This window comes from Methylomonas paludis (assembly GCF_018734325.1).
GTDB lineage: Bacteria > Pseudomonadota > Gammaproteobacteria > Methylococcales > Methylomonadaceae > Methylomonas > Methylomonas paludis.
In genome coordinates, this window is sequence record NZ_CP073754.1 from 1,388,493 (window position 1) to 1,414,534 (window position 26,042).

At 49.2% G+C, this 26,042-nt stretch carries 16 protein-coding genes and 1 pseudogene; 6 read left to right on the forward strand and 11 right to left on the reverse strand.

Annotation, left to right across the window (positions count from 1 at the left end; all coding sequences use genetic code 11):
* Positions 1 to 54: 54 nt before the first annotated feature.
* The 5 genes from KEF85_RS06385 to KEF85_RS06405 all read right to left on the reverse strand — a co-directional run bounded on the left by KEF85_RS06385 (position 55) and on the right by KEF85_RS06405 (position 6,549).
* Positions 55 to 327 (reverse strand): hypothetical protein, encoded by a 273-nt coding sequence (locus tag KEF85_RS06385; protein ID WP_215584171.1) that lies wholly within the window; start codon positions 325 to 327, stop codon positions 55 to 57.
* A 248-nt stretch (positions 328 to 575) separates the two neighbouring features.
* Entirely contained in the window at positions 576 to 1,679 is a 1,104-nt protein-coding gene (locus tag KEF85_RS06390; RefSeq protein WP_246535059.1) for a HupE/UreJ family protein, read from the reverse strand.
* Between the two features lie 9 nt (positions 1,680 to 1,688).
* Complete coding sequence (locus KEF85_RS06395; protein WP_246535060.1) at positions 1,689 to 4,199, reverse strand: TonB-dependent receptor; 2,511 nt, start codon at positions 4,197 to 4,199, stop codon at positions 1,689 to 1,691.
* A 9-nt stretch (positions 4,200 to 4,208) separates the two neighbouring features.
* Positions 4,209 to 5,816, reverse strand: a complete 1,608-nt coding sequence (locus KEF85_RS06400; protein ID WP_246535061.1) for a HupE/UreJ family protein — start codon at positions 5,814 to 5,816, stop codon at positions 4,209 to 4,211.
* A 169-nt stretch (positions 5,817 to 5,985) separates the two neighbouring features.
* A complete protein-coding gene (locus tag KEF85_RS06405) occupies positions 5,986 to 6,549 on the reverse strand; it encodes a HupE/UreJ family protein (protein WP_215584180.1) in 564 nt (187 codons plus the stop codon).
* A 429-nt stretch (positions 6,550 to 6,978) separates the two neighbouring features.
* Here KEF85_RS06405 and KEF85_RS06410 point away from each other — a divergent pair, with 429 nt between their 5' ends.
* The 3 genes and pseudogenes from KEF85_RS06410 to KEF85_RS06420 all read left to right on the forward strand — a co-directional run bounded on the left by KEF85_RS06410 (position 6,979) and on the right by KEF85_RS06420 (position 9,748).
* Positions 6,979 to 7,686: a MucB/RseB C-terminal domain-containing protein gene (locus KEF85_RS06410; RefSeq protein WP_215584189.1), complete on the forward strand. Its 708-nt coding sequence runs from the start codon at positions 6,979 to 6,981 to the stop codon at positions 7,684 to 7,686.
* Between the two features lie 109 nt (positions 7,687 to 7,795).
* Entirely contained in the window at positions 7,796 to 8,203 is a 408-nt protein-coding gene (locus tag KEF85_RS06415) for a DNRLRE domain-containing protein (RefSeq protein WP_215584196.1), read from the forward strand.
* Positions 8,178 to 9,748: pseudogene (locus KEF85_RS06420) on the forward strand (IS3 family transposase). Before KEF85_RS06415 ends, KEF85_RS06420 begins: the two are co-directional and overlap by 26 nt.
* A 704-nt stretch (positions 9,749 to 10,452) precedes the next feature.
* Here KEF85_RS06420 and KEF85_RS06425 read toward each other — a convergent pair.
* Genes KEF85_RS06425 through KEF85_RS06435 form a run of 3 tightly spaced genes read right to left on the reverse strand, consistent with a single transcriptional unit; the run spans position 10,453 to position 16,149 of the window.
* Positions 10,453 to 11,892 carry an efflux transporter outer membrane subunit gene (locus KEF85_RS06425; RefSeq protein WP_215584199.1) on the reverse strand — a complete coding sequence of 480 codons (1,440 nt, stop codon included), beginning with the start codon at positions 11,890 to 11,892 and terminating at the stop codon, positions 10,453 to 10,455.
* Positions 11,885 to 15,031: an efflux RND transporter permease subunit gene (locus KEF85_RS06430; protein ID WP_215584201.1), complete on the reverse strand. Its 3,147-nt coding sequence runs from the start codon at positions 15,029 to 15,031 to the stop codon at positions 11,885 to 11,887. The genes KEF85_RS06425 and KEF85_RS06430 overlap by 8 nt, the downstream gene beginning before the upstream one ends.
* Positions 15,032 to 15,036: 5 nt before the next feature.
* Complete coding sequence (locus KEF85_RS06435) at positions 15,037 to 16,149, reverse strand: efflux RND transporter periplasmic adaptor subunit (protein WP_215584202.1); 1,113 nt, start codon at positions 16,147 to 16,149, stop codon at positions 15,037 to 15,039.
* 527 nt (positions 16,150 to 16,676) lie between these two features.
* Here KEF85_RS06435 and KEF85_RS06440 point away from each other — a divergent pair.
* Together KEF85_RS06440 and KEF85_RS06445 are read left to right on the forward strand one after the other, a co-directional pair.
* Complete coding sequence (locus KEF85_RS06440) at positions 16,677 to 17,168, forward strand: transposase (protein WP_215584212.1); 492 nt, start codon at positions 16,677 to 16,679, stop codon at positions 17,166 to 17,168.
* Entirely contained in the window at positions 17,165 to 17,866 is a 702-nt protein-coding gene (locus KEF85_RS06445) for a DDE-type integrase/transposase/recombinase (RefSeq protein ID WP_215584214.1), read from the forward strand. Before KEF85_RS06440 ends, KEF85_RS06445 begins: the two co-directional genes overlap by 4 nt.
* Positions 17,867 to 18,326: 460 nt before the next feature.
* On the opposite strand, the gene KEF85_RS06450 is transcribed toward KEF85_RS06445, so the two are convergent.
* Entirely contained in the window at positions 18,327 to 19,052 is a 726-nt protein-coding gene (locus KEF85_RS06450; protein ID WP_215584216.1) for a DUF3313 domain-containing protein, read from the reverse strand.
* A 263-nt stretch (positions 19,053 to 19,315) separates the two neighbouring features.
* Here KEF85_RS06450 and KEF85_RS06455 point away from each other — a divergent pair, with 263 nt between their 5' ends.
* Positions 19,316 to 19,918, forward strand: a complete 603-nt coding sequence (locus tag KEF85_RS06455) for a lipid-binding SYLF domain-containing protein (RefSeq protein WP_215584218.1) — start codon at positions 19,316 to 19,318, stop codon at positions 19,916 to 19,918.
* A 368-nt stretch (positions 19,919 to 20,286) separates the two neighbouring features.
* Here the strand turns inward: KEF85_RS06455 and KEF85_RS06460 are convergent, their stop codons facing one another.
* Both KEF85_RS06460 and KEF85_RS06465 read right to left on the reverse strand, forming a co-directional pair.
* Positions 20,287 to 21,690: a cytochrome c peroxidase gene (locus KEF85_RS06460; protein ID WP_215584220.1), complete on the reverse strand. Its 1,404-nt coding sequence runs from the start codon at positions 21,688 to 21,690 to the stop codon at positions 20,287 to 20,289.
* Positions 21,691 to 21,927: 237 nt separating this feature from the next.
* Positions 21,928 to 25,575, reverse strand: a complete 3,648-nt coding sequence (locus KEF85_RS06465; RefSeq protein ID WP_215584222.1) for a BLUF domain-containing protein — start codon at positions 25,573 to 25,575, stop codon at positions 21,928 to 21,930.
* Between the last annotated feature and the right edge of the window lie 467 nt (positions 25,576 to 26,042).

The following is a 26,042-nucleotide window of genomic DNA, read 5'->3' on the forward strand; positions in this document are numbered from 1 at the left end:
TTGCTGAAGGCAAAAAACAAGACCTGAGCCCTGTTTTTGCTATTTTTTTAAGATTTAATTGTGGTCGCCTTGAAATAAGTCTTGGGCGTTGGTGGTTGATTGTTGAACATTATCTTGCTCAAGCCGTGATTTTTTGAGTAAAGCATTTTCGGCTGCCTTGGCCTGGTTTTCTGTATTTACCCCTGATTGAATGATTTGATCCGGTTTTTGAGCGGCCTGTTCGACTGATGTTATGGCATTAGTCAGCTCGGAATCGTCTGCAAAAGCATTATGGACTGGACTGCAAGCCATTAACATGACGCTGAGTAAAATGTGTTTTTGTGGCATAAAAATGTGTCCTTATTGAAGATAATGAAAGTTAAATATCGGGTAATTATTCAGCTTAATGTTGCATGACCCTTTTTTAAACAAGTAGTTGGCCGCCAATGATGCGCCACTGAGTTAACTGCCTATGTTTTAAATGGATAAATGCACGCCGAATTGCTGCTTTTTATTTTAAGCTATATCCCCTTGTATTGGAAAATATTGCCGTGTTGTTTTTATTATGTCATCCATAGTTTGATTCGGGTGGCGGATCAGCTCAATATGGTTCTTTCCAGTAGCCAATAAGTGCCCATCAGGCACACCGATAGCGAACAGCCTTTGAGCAGTTTGTCGGCAATCAGCAAATTATTGTTTATCCACCAGATAATGGGTAAAACCAGCGCCGCCACGGCGATCTGGCCGGTTTCTATACCCAGATTGAAAGACAGCAAGGGCAGCAGGATGCCGGTTTCACCGGAGGATATGCCCATTTCCCGCAGCACGCCGGCAAACCCGAAACCGTGGATTAAGCCAAACCCAAAAGTCAGCCACTGGCGGCCCCTGGGATGGTCGCCCCGAATCACATTTTCCATGGCTACATAAATAATGGTTACAGCTATCACCGGCTCCACAAAACTACTGGGTAGTTCAATAATGTTGAGCCCGGCACAGGCCAGGGTGATGGAATGGGCGATGGTGAAAAAAGTGATAATTTTCAGCGCCGGCCCAAAACTGTGGGTAACCGCCAGCAGCGCAAATAAAAACAGTAGATGATCATAACCGGTGAGAATATGTTCGATACCTAGCTTAAAAAAGTCGGCAAAAGCGCCCAGCCAAGTCGGTGCTCCAGCCGACGGCTGGTTGCTGCCGGCCAGGGTCAGATTGAGTTGATCGTCGGTTTTGCCCAGCATTTTTTCCGCCAGGGTAACGCCGTTTGCAGTCCGCACTGTCAGATATTGTTGATGGCCGCTCGGCAGTTGCGCCAGAAAAGCGGATTGCACCAGTAACTGCTGTTGTGGAACTTCCGGATAAACCAGCGTCACCAAGGCGTTGTTCTGATCATCAAAACTCATTTGGCCCGGTTGAGCAGGCTGGTAATCTTTACCGTCTATATTAATACGTAACTGACTTGCCAGTAAACGGGCGATAGCCGGTTTGGCAGCCTCGCGCTCGGCGTCGGTGACTTCGGCATCCAGATCGCTGTCCATAGGCGTAAAAGCCTCAATGTCCTGTAAGGCAAACGTGATTTTAACAACCACATCAGTTGTCTGAATTGATATGTCCAGGGAACTGAGGCCTGGCGGGTGGGCGGAAACACTGGCTGATTGCAATATCATCAGTACCGTAAACACCGATTTGGCTTGTAGAAAGTACATAGGCATCGTTTAGAAATAAATGGTAAAACCAGCTCTGGCCATGCGCGGTTCAACTGGATGCCTGACGATGCCAAAGTTGCCGGTTTGCGCCCCGGCACCAGGCGTTGAGGCATAATTATAGGCATAAGCGATGTCACTGGTGGTTTCGCCAAGCAAATTAAAGATATTGAAATCCAGTTTATAATTCTTCTGCTTGTAGCCTAAGCTCAGATTGAGAATATCGACATTCGGCGCCCAGAAGGTACCGTTGGAATCCAGTGGCGAATCGCCAAAATGCCGCAAACGTAAGGAACCGAATACGCCATTAGGCGCGACTACTTGAACGCCGGTGGCAATGACAGTACCCACCAGATTAGGGATATAGTTGCCGGTACAGGCTGCAGTGGCACTGGAGGTTGGGCAGCTTGGGCCGCCGCTCGAATAATCGGTTTTCGGCGTATTCACAAAATAACCATCGCTTTTGGCGTAGTCAAAATCCAGCGTTACCATGTCATTTACTTTGTAATAATTAGTAAATTCCAAGCCATAGCGATTAGACATACCGTTTACATTAGTTGTACCATCATCACCGGCAAATACAAGCTCCTGACTGGATTGCAGAAACCATAAGGCCAAAGTGGAGTTCAATCCCGGTATAATATTACTTCGCGCCCCAATCTCACCGCCGCGGGCCCAGGCCATGGGGGTGATCATGCCGCTGCTACCTGCTGCGCTGCCGTCAGGTGTTATTTGAAGTGTAGTACCACGTGCGTCGTTGGAATGATAACCGGAACCGGCGTTCAAGAAATATTCGGTGTTGTACCAGGGGCCAATGATGGCGCTAAATTTGGGGCTAACCATTTCCTTGGAGCGATAACCGGAATTGGCGGCATTGATGGCCGCAGCCAGGGAAGGATCGGCGGCCTGCAGCTGACCTGCGGCTAAAGAGGGAGAATAGGCCGTGACACTCGTGGCATCAGCTCCCGTTATCGCCGCACTGCCTGTGGTAAAGGGGTTGGCCAGCGCGTCGACCTGCATGTTGATGAAATCGGCCCGCAGAGCTTGAATGGTGCGGAATTTCTCGTGCCAGTGGATCTGGTTTTTGAAGTACATGCCGCCGGTACTTTCCGAGACATTGTCTTCACTGATGGTATTCAAATACTGACGGTTGACGGTGTTATACAAACCCAGGCCCATGATTTCGTCGTGCCGAAAGCTCATGCCGTAGGTGTTATCCATATCCAGGCCAAACAGCTTGTCATAATGGGTGAACTCTTCATTACCACCCACCTGCACCCGGTGTTCGCGTTGGTTCATCTGGTCGCCCCAAGGGCCGCTGGTGTAGCCGCTAAAGTTCGAATATAAGTTTAAGTCGTAATAAACCGCATAAACATTGGCATCGTTTTTCCAGTCATTACCTTTATTCCAAACATTACTCGATAAACTGTAACGATTGGTATTACCGCCATCCGAAGGGCTCAAAGAGCCATAAAGCCCCAACTGTCCGCTATCTATGGCGCTTTGCGCTATCTGGTTGGTCGCTGTCCAGGTGTTTTCATAAGCTTTGGCGTTGACCGCCACCCCCCAGTTGTCGTGATCCTGAGTATAACGCAGCACACCGTTGTATTTATGGCCGTTTTCCGGCACAGCCCAGGCACCGTTATAGGTCTGGAATTCGGCGGCGTAGAGTAAATTGCCGTCTTCGCCCAGTTTGCTGGAATTGGCCGCCACGGTTCGGTAAAAATCGAACTCGCCGCCGGTAAACTTCAAAAAGCCTTTTGGCAAGGTTTTCATGGTAGTCATTTTGTTAAAGCCCGCCGCAGAAAAGTCACCGATCTCTGCATAATATGGGCCTTTACCGTATTCTATTCTATCCACCAGTTCTGGAATCATGCTGTTCAGATCCATATAACCCTGACCGTGGGCATGGGTAGGCATATTCATCGGAACCCCGTCCACCACCGTGGTAAAGTCGGTGCCGTGATCCAGATTATAACCGCGCAAAAAATATTGGTTGGCTTTGCCGGAGCCGCTGTGCTGAGTGGCGATCATGCCGGGAATCAGCTCCACCAGTTCGCCGGGGCGGGATGAAGAGCGGAATTCTATTTGCTCCTGGCTGATGACACCTTGTGAAGCAGAGCCGGTTAAACCCAGCAGATCTCTGGATCGGCCTGCCGTTACACTAATTTCTCCCAATTCTTCAACCTTTAAAGTTTTAATTGCATTTGGCTTTTTATTGCTCTGCTCAGCCTGTTTAGCCGCTTTTTTGGGTGTTGTCTGGGCAGGCTCCGCCTTCGGTGACTCGACCTGAAGTACCCGTGAATCACGGTCGGGCGTTGTTTCTGGTTGCGACTGTTTTGAGTTTTTAACTGATTTTTGCTTTTTGGCTTTTTTAAGCACTTTTGCCTGATCGGGAGATAATGCCAGCTCAGCTTGGGCAAGGTTAGGCGCTGCCTGAAGCTCGACAGAACTTATCCCGAAAATAATGCCGAATCCGATAATTATTTTTTTCTTTTTGAAAATATCTTCATATGTGCTCACTGCTTGCTCCTAATGGTCTAAATTATTAGTTTTATAAAGTGCTCTAACTGATTGCTGTTGTATTGCGAAAGAAATAATGGGTTGATCCGCATCGGCAAATTCTGCAAACAGCGGGATTTTTAGCGTTACCGACCGCCAATGAAAATTGTTGATATTTGCGGTACTGGAAGAATTTAGCGGATAGCCAGCATTGAACAGCCGCGAAAATGAGTTGAAATCATTGGCGTTGCGAATGTTCTGAACAAATGGCCGCCAAATAAGACTTATAGCAAGGCTTAGTTCATCACGTTTGAGGAGGACGGGCGATTTGATGACAGAATTGCCGTTTGGGAAGCCGGCTAAACTTAATTGTAGACTGGATGCTGCAATTAAAGAAAAAGAGTTATTTTGAAACTGACGGGACACTGCAGATATGGAAAACAAATCAGGCGGCGAAGTTAAGCCAACGCCGTTGCTCAGGAAGTGACGACCAGGTGTATGATTAATTATTGGAAAATAATTTTTGAAATCCAGGTTACTGCAATCTGCACAGTAGCTTGGGTAAAAAAGCTGATTTATGGCATTTTCACCCGCTGTTAGTCGGAAATCTTTAACCGTAACAGTGTGATAATCGCCAAGCGCCGAGTTTTGTTTTCCCTGGTGGCTGATGGATTCCCTGTTCACTAGTGCCGATACCGGTGAAGAAAACTGAGCAGTTCCTGCTAACAGCCCACCTCCGCTATCTTGACTGATAAAATCTTTGGCGTTCGCTTGATTATCATCGTAGTCGATACAAGTGGCTTTATGACATCGTGGCTGGTAATTGTATCCAGCGTTAACACTATCTTGAAATTGATGAATCAGTGGTTGACCAACATTATTTTGACGGCAGTACCAGAGGATGTGCCGACTCTGAAGGCGCATCGTGCGCGATTGATGCGCATCACTGCGTTCAGCGCATCCTACGCCGTACCCGTCAAAATAAGATTGGTTGACTACTAGATGCGGATTGAGTTTGATATCGATAACCGATTCTGCAGACTTTGCCAGAGCGGAGGTGGAAAATAGAACGCTGAATAAACAGCCAATAGCGAGTACAACCAGTTTTGCAACCAGAATCCCGGCACCATGCAGTAGCAGGGTGGCCAGCATAAAACCCAGCGTATAAGACAACAGACTGGCCGAAGTGGAAATTTCCTGGCCGTGGGCATAACCGTGGCAAAAGCCGAAAAAGGCCACGATCAGCACATTAATTTTGTTATTGAAACGGATTTTACGGCTGATCAAGACCCCGAACACCGCCCCGGACAGCAAAATAATGCCTTCCAGATTGGGCAGCGCCAAACCCGCCGCCCCGGCCAAACCGCCGAGACTCATCACTCCCACAAAGGCCAGCGGCAATAACCAGATTGCCCGGCCCCGCAACTGGGCGGCCCAGATGCCGACCGCCAGCATGGTCAGCAAATGATCCCAGCCGCTTAAGGGATGGTTAAAGCCATTAGTCCAGCCTATGCTGTTAAAATTGAGCATTTGCCTAGCCACAAATGCCAGCATCAGGGTCACAGGCAAACCTACAGACAACCAGAAGCCGCCGAAATTTCGGCTACGCATAAACTGAATGTAAGCAAAGGGTGACATGCGGGGCGATGCTTATGAATGTAAAAGTTGGTAAAGATGATACCGGATTTTGTATGAAATTGAAAAAAATTATCTTAATAAACTTGGCCGCTCCAGATAACTCAAGATATCACGGTAAAATCCGGCCCTAGGTTTCGAGGGAACTCAACGCGATCATCAGCCGGATTAATTAGGGATTGCCGTCCGATGCTGGTTGGAATAGTCGAGTAAGACAGAGATTAAGTCCTCTGATCAAGCCGACTATGGCGACAAGTATAACCCCGCTGGTCAAGGCAAAACCCGCAGTAAAGCTTATGGTGTCAACATCCAACCAGATATCGTAAACATGGGCTTGTCCGTGCAGGAAGCCTATCATGACGACCATCGCTATTCCTACCAAACGTGACAGCGTGTCCCCGGACGCTAGTAACACAATCAGACTAAACACCAGACCCTGCACAATATCTCCAGCGCGAACAATCTCTACATATGCCAGTGACAGTCCACCGCCAAGCAACATTGCAGCCACAAATATCAGTGGCATAAAACTCAAGCTGCGTTTGTCTGATCCGGAAAACAGTAAACCGATAGTCAGCAAAGTTAAAACATGATCCGCGCTGGTGAACGGGTGAATTAGGCCAGCCAGAAAATCAGGCGATTCACTTGAGGTATGCCAGGGATGTGCTGAAACAGTTATGGGTAATACCGCAGTCGCCAAAGCGAGTATATGGAAAATTTTTGCCTTATTTTTCATTATCGCCTCCTGAGCGTGATTGCCTAAATTTGAACTGAAATTTGTAGTGCGTCTAGATTCTAACAAAAATATGAAAATAATAAAATTTCTCATAAAAAAGCTTATGGCTACGCCAATTTAGCTGGAAATCATGCTCGAGCCCTGTCTGTATTCGTTACGGGGGAATAGTGTAATACCTCGGTTATTGTTTTCAATTTATTGATTAAAATATGTCTTTTACATAAATAAATTGAGGTATGGCGCTAGAAAACACTGTCGACTGCCTTGTATGATAATTATTTTAAATATCATAATATTGGTATATATTAAACACGGAGATAGTAATCTGTCGGTAGACTATGTAAGCGTTGTTTATCGACAGTTTTTGGCCATGTCTGAGATAACTGTGGTATGCAGTCAGTCGATCAACCTTAAATTATGATTTGACTATTGTGTGCTGATAGTGAAGGTGGACATGGTTTTTTTAAGGAAACCAGTCAAAAAATCATTAATCACCATCCCATAGACAGTTCATTCATTATCAATTTGCCCAGCGACAGTGCCGATCTGGATAAGCTTTATACGCTGAGTAATGTGGGTCAGGAATCGATTGCGATGCTGCCGGCTCAGATTGTGGAAATCAAGCCTGTGGATCAATTGCGTTATGCCCGGAAAATCTGGATAGAAACTCAGCATTACCTGCCGTTAAAAACTGAAGTTTATAATCCTGACGGGGAAATTCTGGAACAGGTGGTGTTTACTGATCTGAAATTCAGCAACGGCACCGAAGTTGATGCGGTTGAAAGTCAGGACAACGCTAATGTGCATATCAAGCATATTCATGCCAGTCAGGCCGAACCGCTGGAAAATGCGCCGTTCATTTTGAAAAACTGGCCGGCTGGTTTTAAGACGGTGTTTTTTATTCGCAACTCGTTGCAAGCTTCGCAAAAAGCGGTGGATCATTTGCTGATCAGTGATGGATTTTCTACCGTATCGGTTTATCTGGAACCTAAAACCGAGCAGGGTGTGCAGGGTTTGCACAGTTTGGGTATGGTGAATTCTTATAGCAAGGTGATAGCCGATTCGCAAATTACGGTGCTGGGTGAAGTGCCGGCGCAAACCGTGGAAACCATTGCTCAGGGTATTGTGTTGCGGTAGTAGATGGATTTTGCTGGCCTTGGTTTGATTAAGGCTGTGCGGTGAAATCCTCGATTCCACTGCGTTGCATCGAGGCTACGGGTGGCGATGATGAAGGCTGTGTTGATGGTTGGTATCTAAGATAGTTCACTCAGGTAGCATTCAAATTGTCCCAATCACTCTTAATTGGAGCGAGTCTGCAGTTAATTGGAATAATCAGCCTTCGCTTGGCTTGCCGGTAGCATCTGGTGTTGTAGTTAAAAATTCGGCCAGTTTTGTTGCCGTTGATATTACCAACCTAGTAACCTCATGGCTTACCTCACCAGCAGGAAATTTTGGCTTGGCGATACAACCCGACTCTAAATTTCATCTCACATCTATTTTGATTGACAGCAAGGAAAATACTGCAACTAGTCATCCGGCTTTCATAGACATCACTTTAGCGGATATCCCCCCGCGTCAGACTAGTTGTCGTCTCAAATTTTTAAAGCCAATAAAATTTGAGATTAGAGATGAAAACATATACAAGGTATTCTGAAGACTTCAAAGAGCAAGCTCTGAGAAAAGTTTACAACCGTGGAAACGACCAATCGATTCAGGATATTGCGAAGGACTTGAACGTTTGCTGGCAAACCCTAAAAACATGGATGAAAAAAGCTAAATTGCATAACTCCCGAGATCTACCGTCGAAATCGAAACGCCCTGATGATTGGCGTCCTGAAGAACGTCTCTCAGCGTTACAGAAATCTTATGGCTTGAACGGGGAAGACTTGAATGCCTGGTGCCGTGAACAAGGGTTATTCGTTCATCAGCTTGAGCAGTGGAAAGCTGAATTCTGTCGTCAGGGTGGCGTATCTGAAAAAGGTGAAGTGCATACCCTAAAAGCGGAAATTCATACCCTGGAGCGAGAGTTGTTACGCAAAGACAAAGCCTTAGCAGAAGCCGCCGCGCTGTTGGTTCTGCAAAAAAAGTTCCGAGCGCTCTTGGGGGGAGAGGTCGAATGACTGCCCACGAAGAGCGCAAGCAAGTAATTGTTTTACTGAATGAATCGATAATAGCGGGTGCGCGGCAAGCCCAAGCTTGTGAAGTGCTGGGTTTAAGCGAACGCACCTTGCAGCGCTGGCAGACCGGTGAGACCGTTCATTGTGATCAACGTCCATTACGTGAATATCAACCGCCGCATAAGCTTACCGTCATGGAGCGAGCCGAGGTGTTGGCTGTTGCCAATTCCGATGAATTTGGGCATCTGCCGCCGAGTCAGATCGTACCTCGGCTGGCCGATCAAGGCCGCTATCTGGCTTCTGAATCGACATTCTATCGCGTACTGCGAGCAGAAAACCAATTGGCACACCGTCGCAGTGAACGCCCTGCTCAATCCCGCACTAAACCGCGTGCCCTCTGTGCCACCGTACCTAACCAACTTTATAGCTGGGATATTACCTATCTGCCATCAGCAATCCGTGGACAGTTTTTCTATCTTTACCTGTTTGTGGATATTTTCAGCCGAAAGATCGTGGGTTGGCAGGTGTTTGAAGAGGAAAGCAGTACCTTGGCAGGCGAATTGTTACGTGACCTGTGCCATCGTGAGGGGATACAGCCCAAACAGCTGATACTGCACTCTGATAACGGTAGCCCCATGAAAGGCGCTACCATGCTGGCAACCTTGCAACAACTCGGTGTCATGCCCTCGTTAAGTCGGCCTTCGGTTAGCAACGACAATCCTTACTCAGAATCGCTCTTTAAGACCTTAAAATACCGGCCAAACTATCCGTTAAAGCCGTTTGCAAAGGTGACGGATGCTCGTGACTGGGTAACGAGACTGGTGGAATGGTACAACCACGAGCATCGCCACAGCGCCATCCGGTTTGTCACGCCAGCGCAACGCCATGAAGGCTTAGATCAAGGCCTACTGGTTAAGCGTAAAGCCGTTTATGAGGCTGCCCGTGATCGAAACCCGAAGCGATGGACTGGTAACACGCGGAATTGGGATTGCATCCAAGCAGTCCACCTTAATCCTGATAAGCCAGTGACTAACAGTAAACCTAATACAGAGGAGACAACTCAGAACAAAAATGCCGCTTAAGATTTAAACGTCGAGGCGACAACTACATTGACAATTTCCGATATTGGTCCAAAAGGTGACACTGGTGCCACGGGCTTACAAGGCCCAAAAGGTGATACTGGAGCCACAGGTCCAGCGGTAACTACATCGTCAGTTTGTTCAGACGGGGGTAGTTGTTCTTGTACAAACAAAACCATATCAAAAGTAACGGCAGGTGCGACCGGGGTCGGTAATAATCAATTCAATTCAGGAGCATCAGGTTCTTGTAATGTTACGTCAGATACAGGATCTTGTACTGGTAATGCTTCTCCGGCAACAGGTTACTATGTTGATAGTTTTCAACTGTACGAGGCCTAAACCTATTACATACAAGGTAGTTGCTGTGTTTGTAGCCCTTAATGATTTAAGGCCATAAGCCGCACTCATCAAAGCCGTTGCCACCGCTGATAGGCGGTGGCGTTTCATGGCTGCCATTTCTTCCATTCCTCGATCAATTCATTCTGGTTTGCGATAACCCAAGTCATTACTTCAGCACGCAAACCTCTGGGAAAAGTGCCTTCTATTGAAAAGCCGACACCGTAGCCTCGATGCAACGCAGTGGAATCGAGGATCATCGCAGCCAATTACCCCAAAAACACCAAAGCCCACATCGAAGCCATTTTACCCAACCCCATAACAGCCAACACCTCATTAAGGCAACGCTGAATCAATAACCTGACATACATTCACGGCAACACCCTAGCCGGACTAGGCTCAGCCAGCCCAGCCTTTTGTTCCGCCTGCACAATCCAGCCGCCGCCCATCGCTCTATACAACTGGATCAAAGCCGTATATCGATCGCTACGCGCCTGCACCAAATCAATCTGACCCTCATAAAATTGGCGCAGCGAGTCCAGCACTTCCAGGTAATACGTATAACCCTCGTCATAACGTACCCGTGAGGTATGCACATACTTTTGCAAAGCGTCCAGCCGGCGGGTTTGCGTGTTTAACCGTTCATTGGATTTGGCGCCGGCAATCAAAGCATCTTCATACTCACGAAACCCCGACAAAATGGCTTTTTGATAACCGGCCAAAGTAGCCTGTTGCTGGGCTTCCGCAGACTGAACCTGTCCAGCGATACGGCCGGCGGTAAAAATGGGTCCCAGCACCTGGCTGCCTATGCTCCAGAAATTAGCACCAGGCGCAAACAGTTCCGCCATCTGCAAGCTGGCCTGACCAACATTGCCGCCCAGCGTGACCGTTGGAAAATACTGACCTCTGGCCACGCCGATTTTAGCGTTGGCAGAGATCAGATTCTGTTCAGCCTGCTGAATATCAGGTCTGCGCATCAGCAATTCCGAAGGCAAACCGGCCGGCACCGCCGGAAAGTGCATCTCATTCAAGCTCAGGCCGCGTTCAATAGCACCCGGCGGCTTACCCAGCAACAAACTTAAAGCATGCTCAGTTTGGGCAATTTGTTGTTCGTAATAAGGAATAAATGCCCGGCGCCGCTCAAGCTCAGAAGTTGACTGGATCAGCTCAATTTCCGAAGCTTGCCCCTCTTCAAAACGGGCTTTGGCAATACGGTTTTCCTCGGATAGACTGGCAACGATTTGCTTAGTGATCTGCAGATCAAGATCCAGAGCGCGCAGCACGATGTAAGACTGGGCAACCGCACTAACCAGCGTCAGCACCACCCCGTCACGCGCGGCTTTTTGCGCCAGCAGATCGGCACCGGCCGCTTCCTTGGCACGGCGTAACTGACCCCAGACATCCAGCTCCCAGGACATCGTGGCACCGAGCTGCGCGGAATCAGTATCAGGACGCTTGCCCAACCCAAACGGAAGTGCCTGAGAGCTGGTCTGCTGACGATCATAGCTGCCCAGGCCAAAAATCTGCGGAAACAGATTGGAACGCACCGTGCCGTAAACCCCCATAAACTGCTCGACATTGGCAATCGCAATCTTTAAATCAAGATTATTAAGCAGTGCCTGTTCGACCAGTTTATTCAAGGCAGGGTCCTGCAACTGTTCCCACCAGGGCAAATTGGCGGTATCGCGGGTTTCCTCGGCAGCAAAACGCCACTGCTGCGGTGCCGCTATCTCAGGCTTTTGATAATCAGGGCCAATTTTAAAGCAACCCGTCAAACTGATGGCAAGCGCCAATACGGTCAGCTTATTCATGGCCTTCCCCTTGGTCTTTAGGGTTGGCAGGCACTTTGGGTTTGAACCAGGTTTCCACGGTATAAAACAACACCGGAATAAAAAAGATGGCAATCGCCGTGGCTGCGGCCATACCGCCAATCACTGCATAACCCATCACCTGACGCGACAATGCCCCAGCGCCGCTGGCGGCGGCTAACGGCAAACAGCCCAGAATAAAAGACAAAGCCGTCATCATGATAGGACGTAAGCGCAAGCGGGCCGCGTCCAGCGAAGCATCGTAGATGGATTTACCTTGATCGACACCCAGCTTAGCAAACTCGACGATCAGAATCGCATTTTTGGCTGCCAAGCCGATCAGCATCACCAAACCGATTTGGGCATACAAATTGTTCTCATAATTGCCCAGCTTCAATCCGGCAAAAGCACCGAATACCGCAATCGGCGTCCCCAGCAACACGCTTAACGGCAGGCTCCAGCTTTCATAAAGCGCGGCCAGAATCAGGAAAACGCAAAAAATCGCAAAAGCAAATACCACTGCCGGCGACACGCCTTGTTGGGCCTGTTTAGCCTGGAAGCTCATACCGATATAGTCGTAACCCATATCGGCAGGCATGGTTTCGGCAAAGACCTCTTCCAGCGCTTTCATAAGCTGCGCCCCACTATAGCCGGGCTTGGGCGAAGCGCTGATTTGCTGACTACGAAACTGGTTATAGCGCATGGTAAATTCCGGGCCCTCGGTTCTGCGTATTTTAGTCAACGCGGATAAAGGCACATTATCACCGGCACTATTACGCACATAAAACTGGCCCAGCGCATCGGTATCCTTACGATATTCGCCTTCGGCTTGAATATAAGTCTGCCATTGTCGGCCAAAGCGGTTGAAATAATTGATAAAACCGCTGCCCATATAAGCTTGCAATGTTTTATACACATCAGACAACTGCACACCTTGTTTCAAAACTTTATCCCGATCCACCTCCACAAAAATTTGCGGCACCGAAGGTAAGCCGGTAGTAAACACACCATTAATTTCCGGGCGTAATTTGGCGGCAGCAAGGAATTTTTCGGTGTTTTCAGCCAGGAAAGCCACATCCTTACCGGCTCTATCTTCCAGTATCATGGCCAAGCCGCCCGAGGTGCCCACGCCCGGTATCGCCGGCGGTGGAAAGGCAAAGCCTATCGCCTCCGGCAAACTCGACAACTCCTTATTGAGATGGGCTTTGATCGCCGTATATTGTTCCTCAGGTTTAGTGCGCTGCGCCCAATTCTTTAACGAAATAAAGAAGAAAGCGTTATAAGTGGTATTGGCCTGGCTAAGCATGTTATAGCCGATTACCGTTGAGTAATTTTCAACCCCTGGGGTATTTTTCAGAATTTCTTCAACCTCGCCCGCTGCTGCATCGGTGCGTTGCAAAGAGGCGACTTTGGGTAACTGAATACCGGCGAATAAATAGCCTTGGTCTTCGTCGGGCAGAAAACTCATCGGTATGCTTTTGCCGAGTCCACCGGCAACAACAGTCAAAATCCCCAGAAACACCATACTGATTAAACTTTTCCGGATCAACACCGAGCAAAAACTCACATAGCCCTGATTGGCGCGGCCAAATTGGCGGTTAAAACCGTCATAGAATTTTTGCATTACCCCAGTGCCGCGCACCTTGGGCTTCAACAATAATGACGCCAAGGCCGGACTCAAGGAAAGTGAATTGAAGGTGGAAATCATCACCGACACACCGACAGTCACGGCAAATTGTTGATACAAGCGCCCGGTAATGCCGGGAATGAATACCGTCGGCAAAAATACCGCAATCAACACCAGCGAGGTACCAATGATAGGCCCAGTCACTTCCTGCATGGTTTTGAGCGTGGCTTCCTTCGGGCTAAGCCCTTTTTCAATGTAATGCTCAACCGCCTCAACCACCACGATGGGATCATCCACCACCAGACCAATGGCCAGCACCAGACCGAACAGCGACAAAGTATTGATCGAAAAACCCAGTAAAGGAAACAGCATAAAGGTGCCGATCAAAGACACCGGAATCGCCAGCAGCGGAATCAGCGTCGGTCGCCAGCCTTGCAAAAAGATGAACACCACCAAAATCACCAGCACCAACGCTTCGAACAAGGTGTGCGTAATCTCGTCTATGCCTTCGGTAACCGCCAGCGTGGTATCCAAAGCCACCACATAATCCAAATCTTCCGGGAAGCGTGATTTCAGATCCGCCATGGCTTGCTTGGCACCTTCAGCCGCCTCAATCGCATTGGAACCAGGCAATTGATACAAGGCAACCAACGCCGCCGGTTTACCGTTCAGGCGACCCTTGATATCGTAACTCTGAGCGCCCAGCTCAATGCGGCCCACATCCTTGAGGCGCACCATAGAACCATTGGTTTCGGCACGCAATACGATATTGCCGAACTCTTCCTCGGTTTGCAGACGGCCTTGAGCCCGCACCGCATAGGTAAACTCTTGTCCGGGCGGCACCGGCTCCCCACCCACCTTACCGGCCGGGTTGACGCTGTTTTGGGCCTGCACAGCACTGATAATTTCCGGAATAGTGATATTAAGTTTGGCCAGCTGGTCAGGTTTAACCCAGATGCGCATCGCGTATTGACCGGCGCCGAATACCGAAACACTGGCAATGCCTTTTACCCTGGTCATCTGATCGTTAATATTAATATAGGCGTAGTTGGCCAGAAAAATATTATCGTAACTGCCTTTAGGTGAATATAAGGCAAACATCACCAATGGCGAAGATGAAGCTTTCTGCACATTAACGCCAAAATTGCGCACATCCTGCGGCAATTGCGACTCGGCCTGAGATTTACGCATTTGCGCCAAAATCTGATCGGTATTGGGGTCTGTCGCCACATCAAAATTAACCCGTAGCGACATTTGGCCATTATTGGCGTTAATGGAGTACATATAATTCATGTTATCCACGCCGGACATTTGCTGCTCAATAGGGGTAGCCACTGCTTGCTCTACCGTCACCGCATCAGCGCCAGTGTAATTAGTGGTCACCAGAATTTCCGGTGGTGCTATATCGGGAAACAGGGCGATAGGCAATCTCAGCATCGAGACCAGTCCTAACATCACCATCAGAATGGCGATCACAATCGCCACGATGGGACGGTTAATAAAAAATTTGGCCATGTCGGTTACCTTTCGCCGGTCGCGGAAACATCAGCATAAGGCTGGGGGATCACCGTCGTGCCCGGCCGTACTTTCTGAATACCCTCCACGATAACCCGCTCACCGGCTTGCAAGCCTTTATCAATCACCCATTGCGTACCTATGGTTTCCGCCGGTACCACCGGACGCAATTCCACAGTATTGTCAGGTTTAACCACAGCCACCAGCCAGCGCCCCTGCATTTCCCCAACAGCACGCTGCGGCACCAGCAAAGCGCCGGGTTTATATTTAACCACCGCACGCACCTTGGCATACTGACCAGGACGCAGCAAATTACCGGGATTGGGGAACAAGATAGCCACCTGGATAGTGCCGGTTTTGATATTCACCTGACGGTCGGCAAAGAAAAATTTTCCGGGATGCGGAAAAGTGGAACCATCAGCCAGGATCAGTTCCAGATTAAGATTATCCTGATATTTACCAATATCGGGCTTATTCCGCGAGAATTGCAGATATTCCTGTTCGCTAAGTTGAATATAAGCCTTAATCGGATCAAGCTGGGAAATCGTAGTCAATTCTGCAGCGCTGCCAGGGCCAATCAAATTACCCAACTGCGCCTTGGACATACCCGCCACACCATCAATAGGCGCCGTGATTTTACAAAACCCCAATTGCAGCCGGGCATTTTCCACAGCCGCCCTGGCCGCCAAAACATCGGCCTGAGCGGCAGCTTCGTGACCAACCGCGTTATCGCGGTCACGCACACTAACCGCTTTTTCCGGCAGCAAACGCTCAACACGCAGCATATCCAGATGCGAGGTTTTCAGCACGGCTTCCTGGCGGGCCAGATTGGCTAATGCCGAATCCAACTGCGCCTGAAAAACTTTGGGATCAATTTCGTAAAGCAGCTGGCCTTTTTTAACAAACTGCCCCTCTTGATAATGCTGCTTGACCAGATAACCCGATACCTGGGCTAGAATTTGGGCATTGATCATGCCATCCAAACTACCTATCCATTCCCTTTGAATCGGCACATCTTTTTGCACAATCTCAGCCACTTCAACCGTCGGCGGCGGCACCGGAGCCGGTGCCGGCGGTTCGGACTTGGAGCAAGCCCCAGTCAATAAAGCAGTTGCCATAACAAGAGCGCCAAGGCCCCGCCGCATTAGCCTGTCTCCACTCTTAAAGCTGCAGCGAGTGCTTAACATTACATCCCTGTCATGTGACATAGTTTTCATACGCTCTCCAAATGCATGCAGCGTGAGCAAAAAATTAAAAGGTTCAAGCCTATTATATTTTTACCGCCTAACCAAGAAAAATATTCGCATAAACCCAGCTCAGAGCAGCCAAAACCCGCAAGCTATTGATTTTAAATTACCCAAAAACCATACCACACACCACAACCAAGCCCAAAAACCCAACAGATAAACCCCAATCCCAATACCGAATTACCTCAACCAAACCAAAACCCAACGCAGCACAATTCGTAGCCTCGATGCAGCGCAGCGGAATCGAGGAATTACCACCACACCCCCCAAACCACTACAAACCCATCTCAAAACCAAATGTTTTAAACCCCACCCCCAATACCGAATGACAGCAACCCCCCCGCGTCAGACTAGTTGTCGTCTCAAATTTTTAAAGCCAATAAAATTTGAGATTAGAGATGAAAACATATACAAGGTATTCTGAAGACTTCAAAGAGCAAGCTCTGAGAAAAGTTTACAACCGTGGAAACGACCAATCGATTCAGGATATTGCGAAGGACTTGAACGTTTGCTGGCAAACCCTAAAAACATGGATGAAAAAAGCTAAATTGCATAACTCCCGAGATCTACCGTCGAAATCGAAACGCCCTGATGATTGGCGTCCTGAAGAACGTCTCTCAGCGTTACAGAAATCTTATGGCTTGAACGGGGAAGACTTGAATGCCTGGTGCCGTGAACAAGGGTTATTCGTTCATCAGCTTGAGCAGTGGAAAGCTGAATTCTGTCGTCAGGGTGGCGTATCTGAAAAAGGTGAAGTGCATACCCTAAAAGCGGAAATTCATACCCTGGAGCGAGAGTTGTTACGCAAAGACAAAGCCTTAGCAGAAGCCGCCGCGCTGTTGGTTCTGCAAAAAAAGTTCCGAGCGCTCTTGGGGGGAGAGGTCGAATGACTGCCCACGAAGAGCGCAAGCAAGTAATTGTTTTACTGAATGAATCGATAATAGCGGGTGCGCGGCAAGCCCAAGCTTGTGAAGTGCTGGGTTTAAGCGAACGCACCTTGCAGCGCTGGCAGACCGGTGAGACCGTTCATTGTGATCAACGTCCATTACGTGAATATCAACCGCCGCATAAGCTTACCGTCATGGAGCGAGCCGAGGTGTTGGCTGTTGCCAATTCCGATGAATTTGGGCATCTGCCGCCGAGTCAGATCGTACCTCGGCTGGCCGATCAAGGCCGCTATCTGGCTTCTGAATCGACATTCTATCGCGTACTGCGAGCAGAAAACCAATTGGCACACCGTCGCAGTGAACGCCCTGCTCAATCCCGCACTAAACCGCGTGCCCTCTGTGCCACCGTACCTAACCAACTTTATAGCTGGGATATTACCTATCTGCCATCAGCAATCCGTGGACAGTTTTTCTATCTTTACCTGTTTGTGGATATTTTCAGCCGAAAGATCGTGGGTTGGCAGGTGTTTGAAGAGGAAAGCAGTACCTTGGCAGGCGAATTGTTACGTGACCTGTGCCATCGTGAGGGGATACAGCCCAAACAGCTGATACTGCACTCTGATAACCTTAATCCTGATAAGCCAGTGACTAACAGTAAACCTAATACAGAGGAGACAACTCAGAACAAAAATGCCGCTTAAGATTTAAACGTCGAGGCGACAACTACATTGACAATTTCCGGTTTGGGGTTGGTAAAATGGCTTCGATGTGGGCTTTGGTGTTTTTGGGGTAATTGGCTGCGATGATCCTCGATTCCACTGCGTTGCATCGAGGCTACGGTGTCGGCTTTTAAATAGGGTGCGTGGTTACAATGTATTCGTCAATTATATGTGCCTTGTGTGCATCAAGGTGCAATATGTTGGGCTATTGGCAGCCTGGGCTGTGGTGGGTGTTGGCTGTTTGGGGTTGGTAAAATGGCTTCGATGTGGGCTTGGGTGTTTTTGGGGTAATTGGCTGCGATGATCCTCGATTCCACTGCGTTGCATCGAGGCTACGGTGTCTGCGAAAGTCAAAACCTCGATTCCGTGGTGCGGTATCGAGGTTACTTTGAATGGTTACTCCAGATGATCAGCGGGAGCAAAGACGATATGGGTGGGTTGCTTAGGGTTTGTCGGTTCCGGAAGTCCAGGCGGCCAAACGTTTGCTCAACACTTCGCTCCACAGATCGATAGCGTTTTCTGCGTCACCCCATTGCCATTGCAATCCGGTTTTGAATGAACCGCCGCCGATGCGTTTATCCAAGCCTTCGCCTAATACTTCGCCGGTTACCGAATCTGTCGCTCTAATTTCCACCTGCGCGCCACCCACAAACGGATATGTGCCGGTGGCCAGATATTTGAGGTTTGAGACGGCGTGCGCCTGTGGTATCAAGATGGAGATGCTGCGTAGTACGGGTATGGCGGTTTCGGCATCGGTCAGTGCGACATCAAGCTTAAGGACGCCGGGACCAGGCTCGGATACCAGGGTGAAGTTTTTGCCCAGTTGTTCCAGCAATTCCTGGTCGAAATAATTCACCAGGGCTTGTTGATCGGCTACTGGGACTTTTGTTGAGTCGCCACCCCAAAAGGTGACTGGGCTAAGGATGACTTTTTTGTATTGGGTCCAATTGACACCCGGCTTAATGTTGCGCATACCGACTTGATCATCGCCGCCAGGAACCAGTCTGCTGCTGCAATCCGGACCCAGCAGTCCACAGTTGACGCTGGCAGAATCGAGCTTAACTTTTTGGGTGGAGGAGCAGGCGGATAAGGTCAAAAGACACACTGCCAATAAAGGGTAAGGCCAAACAATTTTTTTGGGAGGGCATGCGAAAGACAATGTATTCATGAATCTTATTCCTTGTTTTTATAGTTAAGTAAAAAGTAATACGCCGATCATGACCAATTAAAACCCCGTACAGAAAAATCGAGAGATTAACTTGCTAAAAATGTGTAAATTTATACATTTTGTGCCGACTGTCAAGAATAATTAAGCTTATATTTTGGCTGGAATATTATTTTTTATATCTATTGCAAAATCGATTGTTTGGCTTCAAAATGAAAAGTTAGACTTTTCCGCCTTATAATTGGATTAAATCCAGGAGCATTTGAATGTCACTAAAACAGTTTGTCAGCCTGTTATTGACCGTTTTATCCCTGACTCTTTTCAGTTGCCAATCTACCAAACCCACTCAGTTCGGTGCCAGACCTGCTGAACGCTTGCTATCCTCAGACAGAGCTTCAAGCCCGGAACAAATTGATTTAGATGTTACTCAGGCTTTGGATAGTCTGTATGCCAACCAACCGGAGGCTAAAGAACTGGGGCAAAAAGCTTATGGTATTCTGGTTTTTCCTAATATCTTAAAAGGCGGTTTCATGTTGGGTGCGCAATATGGAACCGGGGCTTTGCGTAAAGGCAATACCACGGAGGGTTATTACAAAACGGTTGCCGCTTCTTATGGTATGCAGGCCGGGGTGCAAACTTTTGGCTATGCGCTGTTTTTTATGTCGCAATCGGCTCTGGATTATCTGCATAGTTCTAAGGGGTGGGAAATTGGTATGGGTCCCAGTATCGTGGTGGTTGATGCCGGTATGGCCAAAACCATGACGACTACCACCCGTAAAGCGGATGTGTATTCGTTTATTTTTGATCAGAAAGGCATGATGGCCGGCTTGGGTCTGCAGGGTTCAAAAATTTATCCGATTAAGCCTTGATCGGACCGTTTTTTAATATGTGTTGTGATTTGCGGCGAATATGTGAGTGAGTTGGTTTGATAAAGACTACCCGGTGTATCCCTCGATTCCACTGCGTTGCATCGAGGCTACGGGTCATCTAAATAGTCGTTTTTCTAGTTATAAATGACACAAAATCACAAATCTGGCTGGGTTGGGTGGATTGGCTGTTAGCTAATCCACCTTAATTTTGCAGGCTGTCCGGCGTTTTGCTGCGCGAAAACGCCCTACAATCAGTGGGTGATGGTGGGATTGGGTGTTTGCCGGTCAGCTGGGTCGTGGGTGGATTGGCTGTTAGCTAATCCACCTTAATTTTGCGGCTGTCCGGCGTTTTGCTGCGCGAAAACGCCCTACTCTAAATCGGTTTGTCTGAGTTGGCGTAAGGATATGCCTTGGTATTCGCCGGTTAATGTTTTCAGAAATGCGACCAAGCTGTCGGCTTCATCTTGGTTTAAGTGCTTGTCGGCTTGTACTTGGGCCATGATTTTGACCGCTTCGTCTAGTGAGGCGATGCTGCCGTCATGGAAGTATGGATAGGTCAGCTCCACATTGCGCAGGTTAGGCACTTTGAATACTTGGCGGTCATTTTCCTGTTTGGTGACATTGAAGCGGCCATTATCGGCTGTAGTCAAGGCGGTTCCGCGCAATTGAAAGTAGTTTTGTTTGCGGCCCATTTTTTCAAATGAAAGCCCGCCCAGGGTGGGGCCAAAGTGACAGGATGTGCAGTTTTCTTTAAACAGGGCGTAGCCTTGTTTTTCTTGGGCCGATAAGCTGTCGGTGCTGCCGCGCAAGTATTGGTCAAAGCGGGCGTTGCCGGTGACCAGTGATTGCTCGAAGCTGGCAATGGCCTGGGTGACGCCGGCTTTGCTTAAGCCTTGTTGTGGATACAGCTCGGCAAATGCGGTCCGATAACTGTCAACTTGGTTGAGGCTGGCGATGACATGATCCCATTCGGCACCCATTTCGCCGGGATTGGCCACCGGGCCGGCAGCTTGTTCCACCAAATCAGCGGCGCGGCCATCCCAAAATTGGGCGAGGTTATAGCCGGCGTTATAAACACTGGGTGAATTGATCGGCCCCACTTGACCGCCAATGCCGGTGGCGGTTTTGGCCTGATCGGTGCCGCCCTTGGCCAGACTATGACAGGATGCGCAATTGAGGGTGTTATCGCCTGACAAGCGCTTATCAAAAAATAACTGCCGGCCCAGTGCCACGGTGTTAGGGTCTAGGGTTAATTGCAATGGTAAAGGCTGAACCGGTTCACCTTTCAGGGCCGGTGCGGTATCGGCACTCCAGGCCAGTTTGCTGCGCTGCTCTGCGATCCAGGCCAGCAGGGTGGACTTTTCGGTTTCGTTGACTCTATCAGTCCAGTGCATGGACAGGTATAAAGCCGGCGGCATGGCATCATTGCGAATTGCGCCTTCCAGCCGGGCCAGCATTAGGGGGGTGAAGCCGGTTTCGCCGCTATACATGGCTTTGCTGATCACCAGTCGCGCCGAGGCATTGGCTATGTCGTCGGCCATCAGTTGTTTGGCAATCGGCAGATCGGCATAAATCGGCAGCCGGGTCATACCGGGCGAGTGGCAGTCTACGCATTTGTTTTGTAAGATGGTGCTGACGGCGGCAAAGTTGGCCGATGTGCCGGCTATCGGCGCAATCACGGGGTTTTTGCCGGTTAAGCCTATCAGATTGGATAGCGGCAGAAATAATGCCGCCGCGCCGAACACGGTTAATAGGATGTGAGTTTTTTTCATCGTCATTTTATGCAACTCCGCAGCTTGATGGTGGAGTGGGATAGCCAGTCTTTTACGAGCAGACCCGGCGCATATCTCCTGTTAATTTAGCTATCATCAGTTTATAAATACCCGCGTAACGCGAGTCATTTCATGGCCATCAGTCGTTGATTCGGACTGTAGCGGCCATCGTTAAATCCCCCCTAACCCCCTTTTTGCAAAGGGGGGAACTGGTTTTTAATGCATTTAACCCTGTTATCAGCTGTTTAATATGGCTGCTGATTGGGGTTGGAAATTGGTCAGGGTATGTATCTTGACCGCTTGGTTTAGATCGGCAAATTCAAATTCGCCCACGGCTTGAAAGCCCCAGGAGGTATCGGTATTGGCCAGAATGGCGGCGTCTATGGCCAATGCCTGGTGCGTGTCGCGGGCAAATGCGGCTAAATGCAAGGCTTTGTCTACGCTATCACCCAAGACGGTGTAATCCATTTTGATGGAAGAACCAATATTACCTTCGATCAGGGTACCAGCGACGATGCCAAAACCAAATTGAATGGCGCTGATATTGCCATTGGCGTGTTTGGCGACCAGGGCCTGCAAGCGTTGTCGGGCGTCTGCACAAGCCCCTATGGCGATATCGACCTGGTTGGGGGCAAAGTGGGCGATGATGCCGCTGCGCGAGTAGCGGGCCACTTGGCCGCCATAGGCTATAAAGCAGGCCGAACAGATTTCCAGATATTCGTTGAATACTTCTATCAGTTCCGGTACCGAAAATTGTTTGGTTAGCGGTGAAAAATCACTCATGCAGCCGGATACCACGATTTTGTCCAGGTTTTTGAAGGGGGCGGTTAAGGGATTAATGCCATCGGTTAGCAATTTAAGCAAGGCCGGCTGGGTATAACGGCCAATAATGTGGTAAGACTCGGCGATATTGCCCAGCATCATCCCCACCGCTTGTAACATTAAGTCGGTGCTTTGGGTAATGGCGACGGTTTTCATGTCCCAATCAGAGAATAAACGTTCTTCGCAGCCATATTCAGCCGTCAGCACCGTCACATTGCAGTGGCGCGGATCACGGCCTATTTTTTCCAGTAACTGATCGACGAGATGGGGTTCGCCTTCCAGAATTTGAAAGAAATAATCGCCGGCGGCGATCAATACACCGGTGATATCAATTCTGCGGTTATTAATGCTGGATAGGCGGCCGATTTCCAGGATATCGGCTTCACTGAGTATGGCATTGACTTTGCTGATATAGGTGAGCCGTTTTAAACCCAATGGGCTGGGCTGGTCGGCATGGTAATCTTTTAAATTGCGGATGGCTTTGCTCATTAGCCAGCCGCTCTGAATCAGGGCTTTCAAGTCGGTTTGGGAGAGCTGTCTTAGTTCGCAGTCGGACAGGCAGCGTACCGTTTCTGCACGCCGGTTCAGATGTTGTGGTTGTAGTTCGCCGAAATAATCGCCTGGGCCTAATTGCCGAATCACCCGGCCATCCTGAATGACTTTGAGTTGCCCCAAATCCACCACATAGGCAAATTGGCCGACATCGCCCTGATGAAATATTTCGTCACCCGCTTTGAAATGGGATTTTTGCAGATGCTCGGATGGGGCTTGTGCCAATACCGCGATATCATTGCGGAAGGCCAGCACCAAAAACCAGTCGATTATTATTCTGAGATTGCGTTCCAGCCCCGGCACCGAGAGCAGGTTGATTAATCTGGAAATAAACCAGGCCGGTTTGCCGCTGATGATTAAGCGGCCCAGCCGGCACAGGGAATATTCCGCCATATTGTAAGGCTGGATAAACCAGCTGCTTTTTTTGAAACTGTGCGGCGCATAGCCCTGGGAATGTGCCCAGGCGTTAAAGCCGGCGGTCTGCCCTAATTCGACCAGATCGTTGGTGAAGATAAACGGGGTAACTTCTGAGCTGGAGTCAAACTCAGTCAGCCAGATGTTCTGGAAACCATTCAGGCGCAATTGCGGGTCAACAGAAAAGGGTGCAGTTAAGGGATCGCGGCCCAGGATGGGGATGCCGGGTAGGTGTAAGGTGGTGTTAATCACCAAGCCAACGGCTTGAGACTGGCCATTGCTGAAAAACAATTGTTTTTCGGTGACGCTGTTGATGTGCTGGTCCTGATGTTCGGTGATACCGGCTTTAAGCAGGCAGCGGCTGCGTTTGTTGCCGATTAAGGTTTCAAACGCCGGCCACTGGGATTTAGGTTCGCTGTATAGATGAATTTGCCAGCCGGTCGTGCGCAGTACGGTATATGAGGATTCTGCTGCGCGCAGAATCTGGCTGACTTCAACGGCGATGCCATAGGCGGATTCTTGGTTTCCGGTGACGGCAAAGGTCAGCAGGCGGGCTTTTTCGACCGGCTCGGCGGCGAACTCGGCTTCTTCAACCAGATCCAGCACCCGCTGTCTGATCCTTAAGGCATCGGCAACTGAATCGATGGGGCAGCTGTGGGCAGTCATGCCTGGAATGTCGGAGACGCTGGATTTTGCCGTCAAGGCCAGGACTAGGCTGTCGTAGGCTAATTCCAGGGTTTCGTTGTTTTTGCGTTTGGCGATGACGATATGATTGTTAACATCAATTGTTTCCAGATGGCCGACTACAATCTGGGTTTGCTGGACGATGCGCCGCAATGGGTTGACTACGTTGCCGGGTTGTACTGTGCCGCCAATGACTTCCGGTAAAAATGGAATAAACAGGAAATTGGCCTGGTCATGCAGCAGGGTAATATTGACGTGTGAATATTGGCCGATCAGTTTCTCGATTTTGATGGCTGCCTGTAAGGCTGCCAAACCACCGCCGACGATGACAATATTGGCTGGTTTGTCGCGCGGCTCCGGACGTTTTAAATGACCCGCCGAGTTGATCAGGCAGGACAATACCACGCCATAGAACAAGATGTGTTCGGTGGGGGTTTCGGGCAGCAATAGGGCAAATACGGTAAAGGCCAGGATCAAAAACAGCGATAAAGGCCGCAACAGCACGCCGGCCATCATTAGAATGCCGGCGCTGACTTCTACCAGAGCCATGAACAGGGTGAACGCTTGGGGATGCAGGGAGAGGATGGGTAATTGGTAGATGCTGATGATGGCTATCGACAGATTGGGTTGCATGACCTTGAAAAACACGCCCAGATACAAGAGCGTGGTGCCGGTGAGGATGCGCATGATGGCCTGCGCCCGCAAACGCGGCTGGTTAGCCAGCCAGGACTGCCAGTTTAATAATAGCGGCAGGGTAGGCAAGGGCACATAATGGCGTCCCGCCCCTTGCATGACTAGATAGATGTTGGCGCCAATAAAGGCGCCGGCGTAAGCCAGGATGGCTGCGCCGTATAAATAGCCGCCCAGCAGGCTTAATAGAATGGCCAGTGCCGAAAAAACCCGTACATAGATGCCAAACAGGATGGTCAGGCCTAAAAATATTTCCGCCCAGCGCAGCCAATGCCATTGCGGGCTTAATTGACTGAGTTCCAGGTCGGGGGCGAGAAAGGTGGGCGAGGTGAAGGGATCTACCCCAAACCGGGGTTCCGCGCCAAAGGCGGATGATAATAAAATCCAGGCGATGCAGACGCGTAAAATTCTGGGTACGTGATCGCCGTAAGAGGCCAGGCGGGCTTGCAAGTCTGGAAATAATTCACGGGCGCCGGTAAAGCCCAGCCAGACCCAGCCGACAATGAACAGTGAAAACGCCGAAATCATGCTCAGATTTAATACCGAAAAACTGGAAAACAGCTCGGGCCTGAGTTTTGAGTTCCAGAGTTCAATCTGTTGCGGTGACAGTATCCAGCGTTCGTGGGCTAGCAGCGTGTCAGAAAACAGCAGTAAGCCAAGGATGCAAAAATGGGTTAACAGTGCCTTGCCGGCGGGCTGTATGCGGATTCCGAATATTGACATGACAAAAATTGCCTCAAAATGATTTGTATTTGCATGTGGAATATTTGATAGGTAGTTGACGTAACTAGAATCAAAAGTGCCGTTTGTTGTTGTTATAAGTACGCAATATTGATGTTTCTGCGGTGGCGATTAAAATCCTCGCTTAGATATCATAGAACAATGAAACTGGAAATGTAAGCTTTTAGACATTATTCCACGGCAAAATGAATTGTGAGTAGGGGGTGGCTATTTAAGTAGACATAGTTGGTGTTATGGGGTGTTGGCGATTGGCAGCCTCGATTCCGCGTTGCTGCAGCTAGGCTACGGTGGTTTTTTGGGTAGTTGGGATGTAGTGGCTATTTAAGTAGCTTATGGTTGGTGTGATGGGGTGTTGGCGACTGGCATCCTCGATTCCGCGTTGCTGCATCGAGGCTACGGTGGTTTTTTTAGGGTAGTTGGGATGAAAGGGAGGGGGGCGAAGCCGGGTT

Coding starts and splice junctions, on each gene's coding strand:
- KEF85_RS06385 (WP_215584171.1), bottom strand. CDS start 327: ATGCCACAAAAACACATTTTACTCAGCGTCATGTTAATGGCTTGCAGT.
- KEF85_RS06390 (WP_246535059.1), bottom strand. CDS start 1,679: ATGTACTTTCTACAAGCCAAATCGGTGTTTACGGTACTGATGATATTG.
- KEF85_RS06400 (WP_246535061.1), bottom strand. CDS start 5,816: ATGTCACCCTTTGCTTACATTCAGTTTATGCGTAGCCGAAATTTCGGC.
- KEF85_RS06405 (WP_215584180.1), bottom strand. CDS start 6,549: ATGAAAAATAAGGCAAAAATTTTCCATATACTCGCTTTGGCGACTGCG.
- KEF85_RS06425 (WP_215584199.1), bottom strand. CDS start 11,892: ATGAATAAGCTGACCGTATTGGCGCTTGCCATCAGTTTGACGGGTTGC.
- KEF85_RS06430 (WP_215584201.1), bottom strand. CDS start 15,031: ATGGCCAAATTTTTTATTAACCGTCCCATCGTGGCGATTGTGATCGCC.
- KEF85_RS06435 (WP_215584202.1), bottom strand. CDS start 16,149: ATGGCAACTGCTTTATTGACTGGGGCTTGCTCCAAGTCCGAACCGCCG.
- KEF85_RS06440 (WP_215584212.1), top strand. CDS start 16,677: ATGAAAACATATACAAGGTATTCTGAAGACTTCAAAGAGCAAGCTCTG.
- KEF85_RS06445 (WP_215584214.1), top strand. CDS start 17,165: ATGACTGCCCACGAAGAGCGCAAGCAAGTAATTGTTTTACTGAATGAA.
- KEF85_RS06450 (WP_215584216.1), bottom strand. CDS start 19,052: ATGAATACATTGTCTTTCGCATGCCCTCCCAAAAAAATTGTTTGGCCT.
- KEF85_RS06455 (WP_215584218.1), top strand. CDS start 19,316: ATGTCACTAAAACAGTTTGTCAGCCTGTTATTGACCGTTTTATCCCTG.
- KEF85_RS06460 (WP_215584220.1), bottom strand. CDS start 21,690: ATGAAAAAAACTCACATCCTATTAACCGTGTTCGGCGCGGCGGCATTA.
- KEF85_RS06465 (WP_215584222.1), bottom strand. CDS start 25,575: ATGTCAATATTCGGAATCCGCATACAGCCCGCCGGCAAGGCACTGTTA.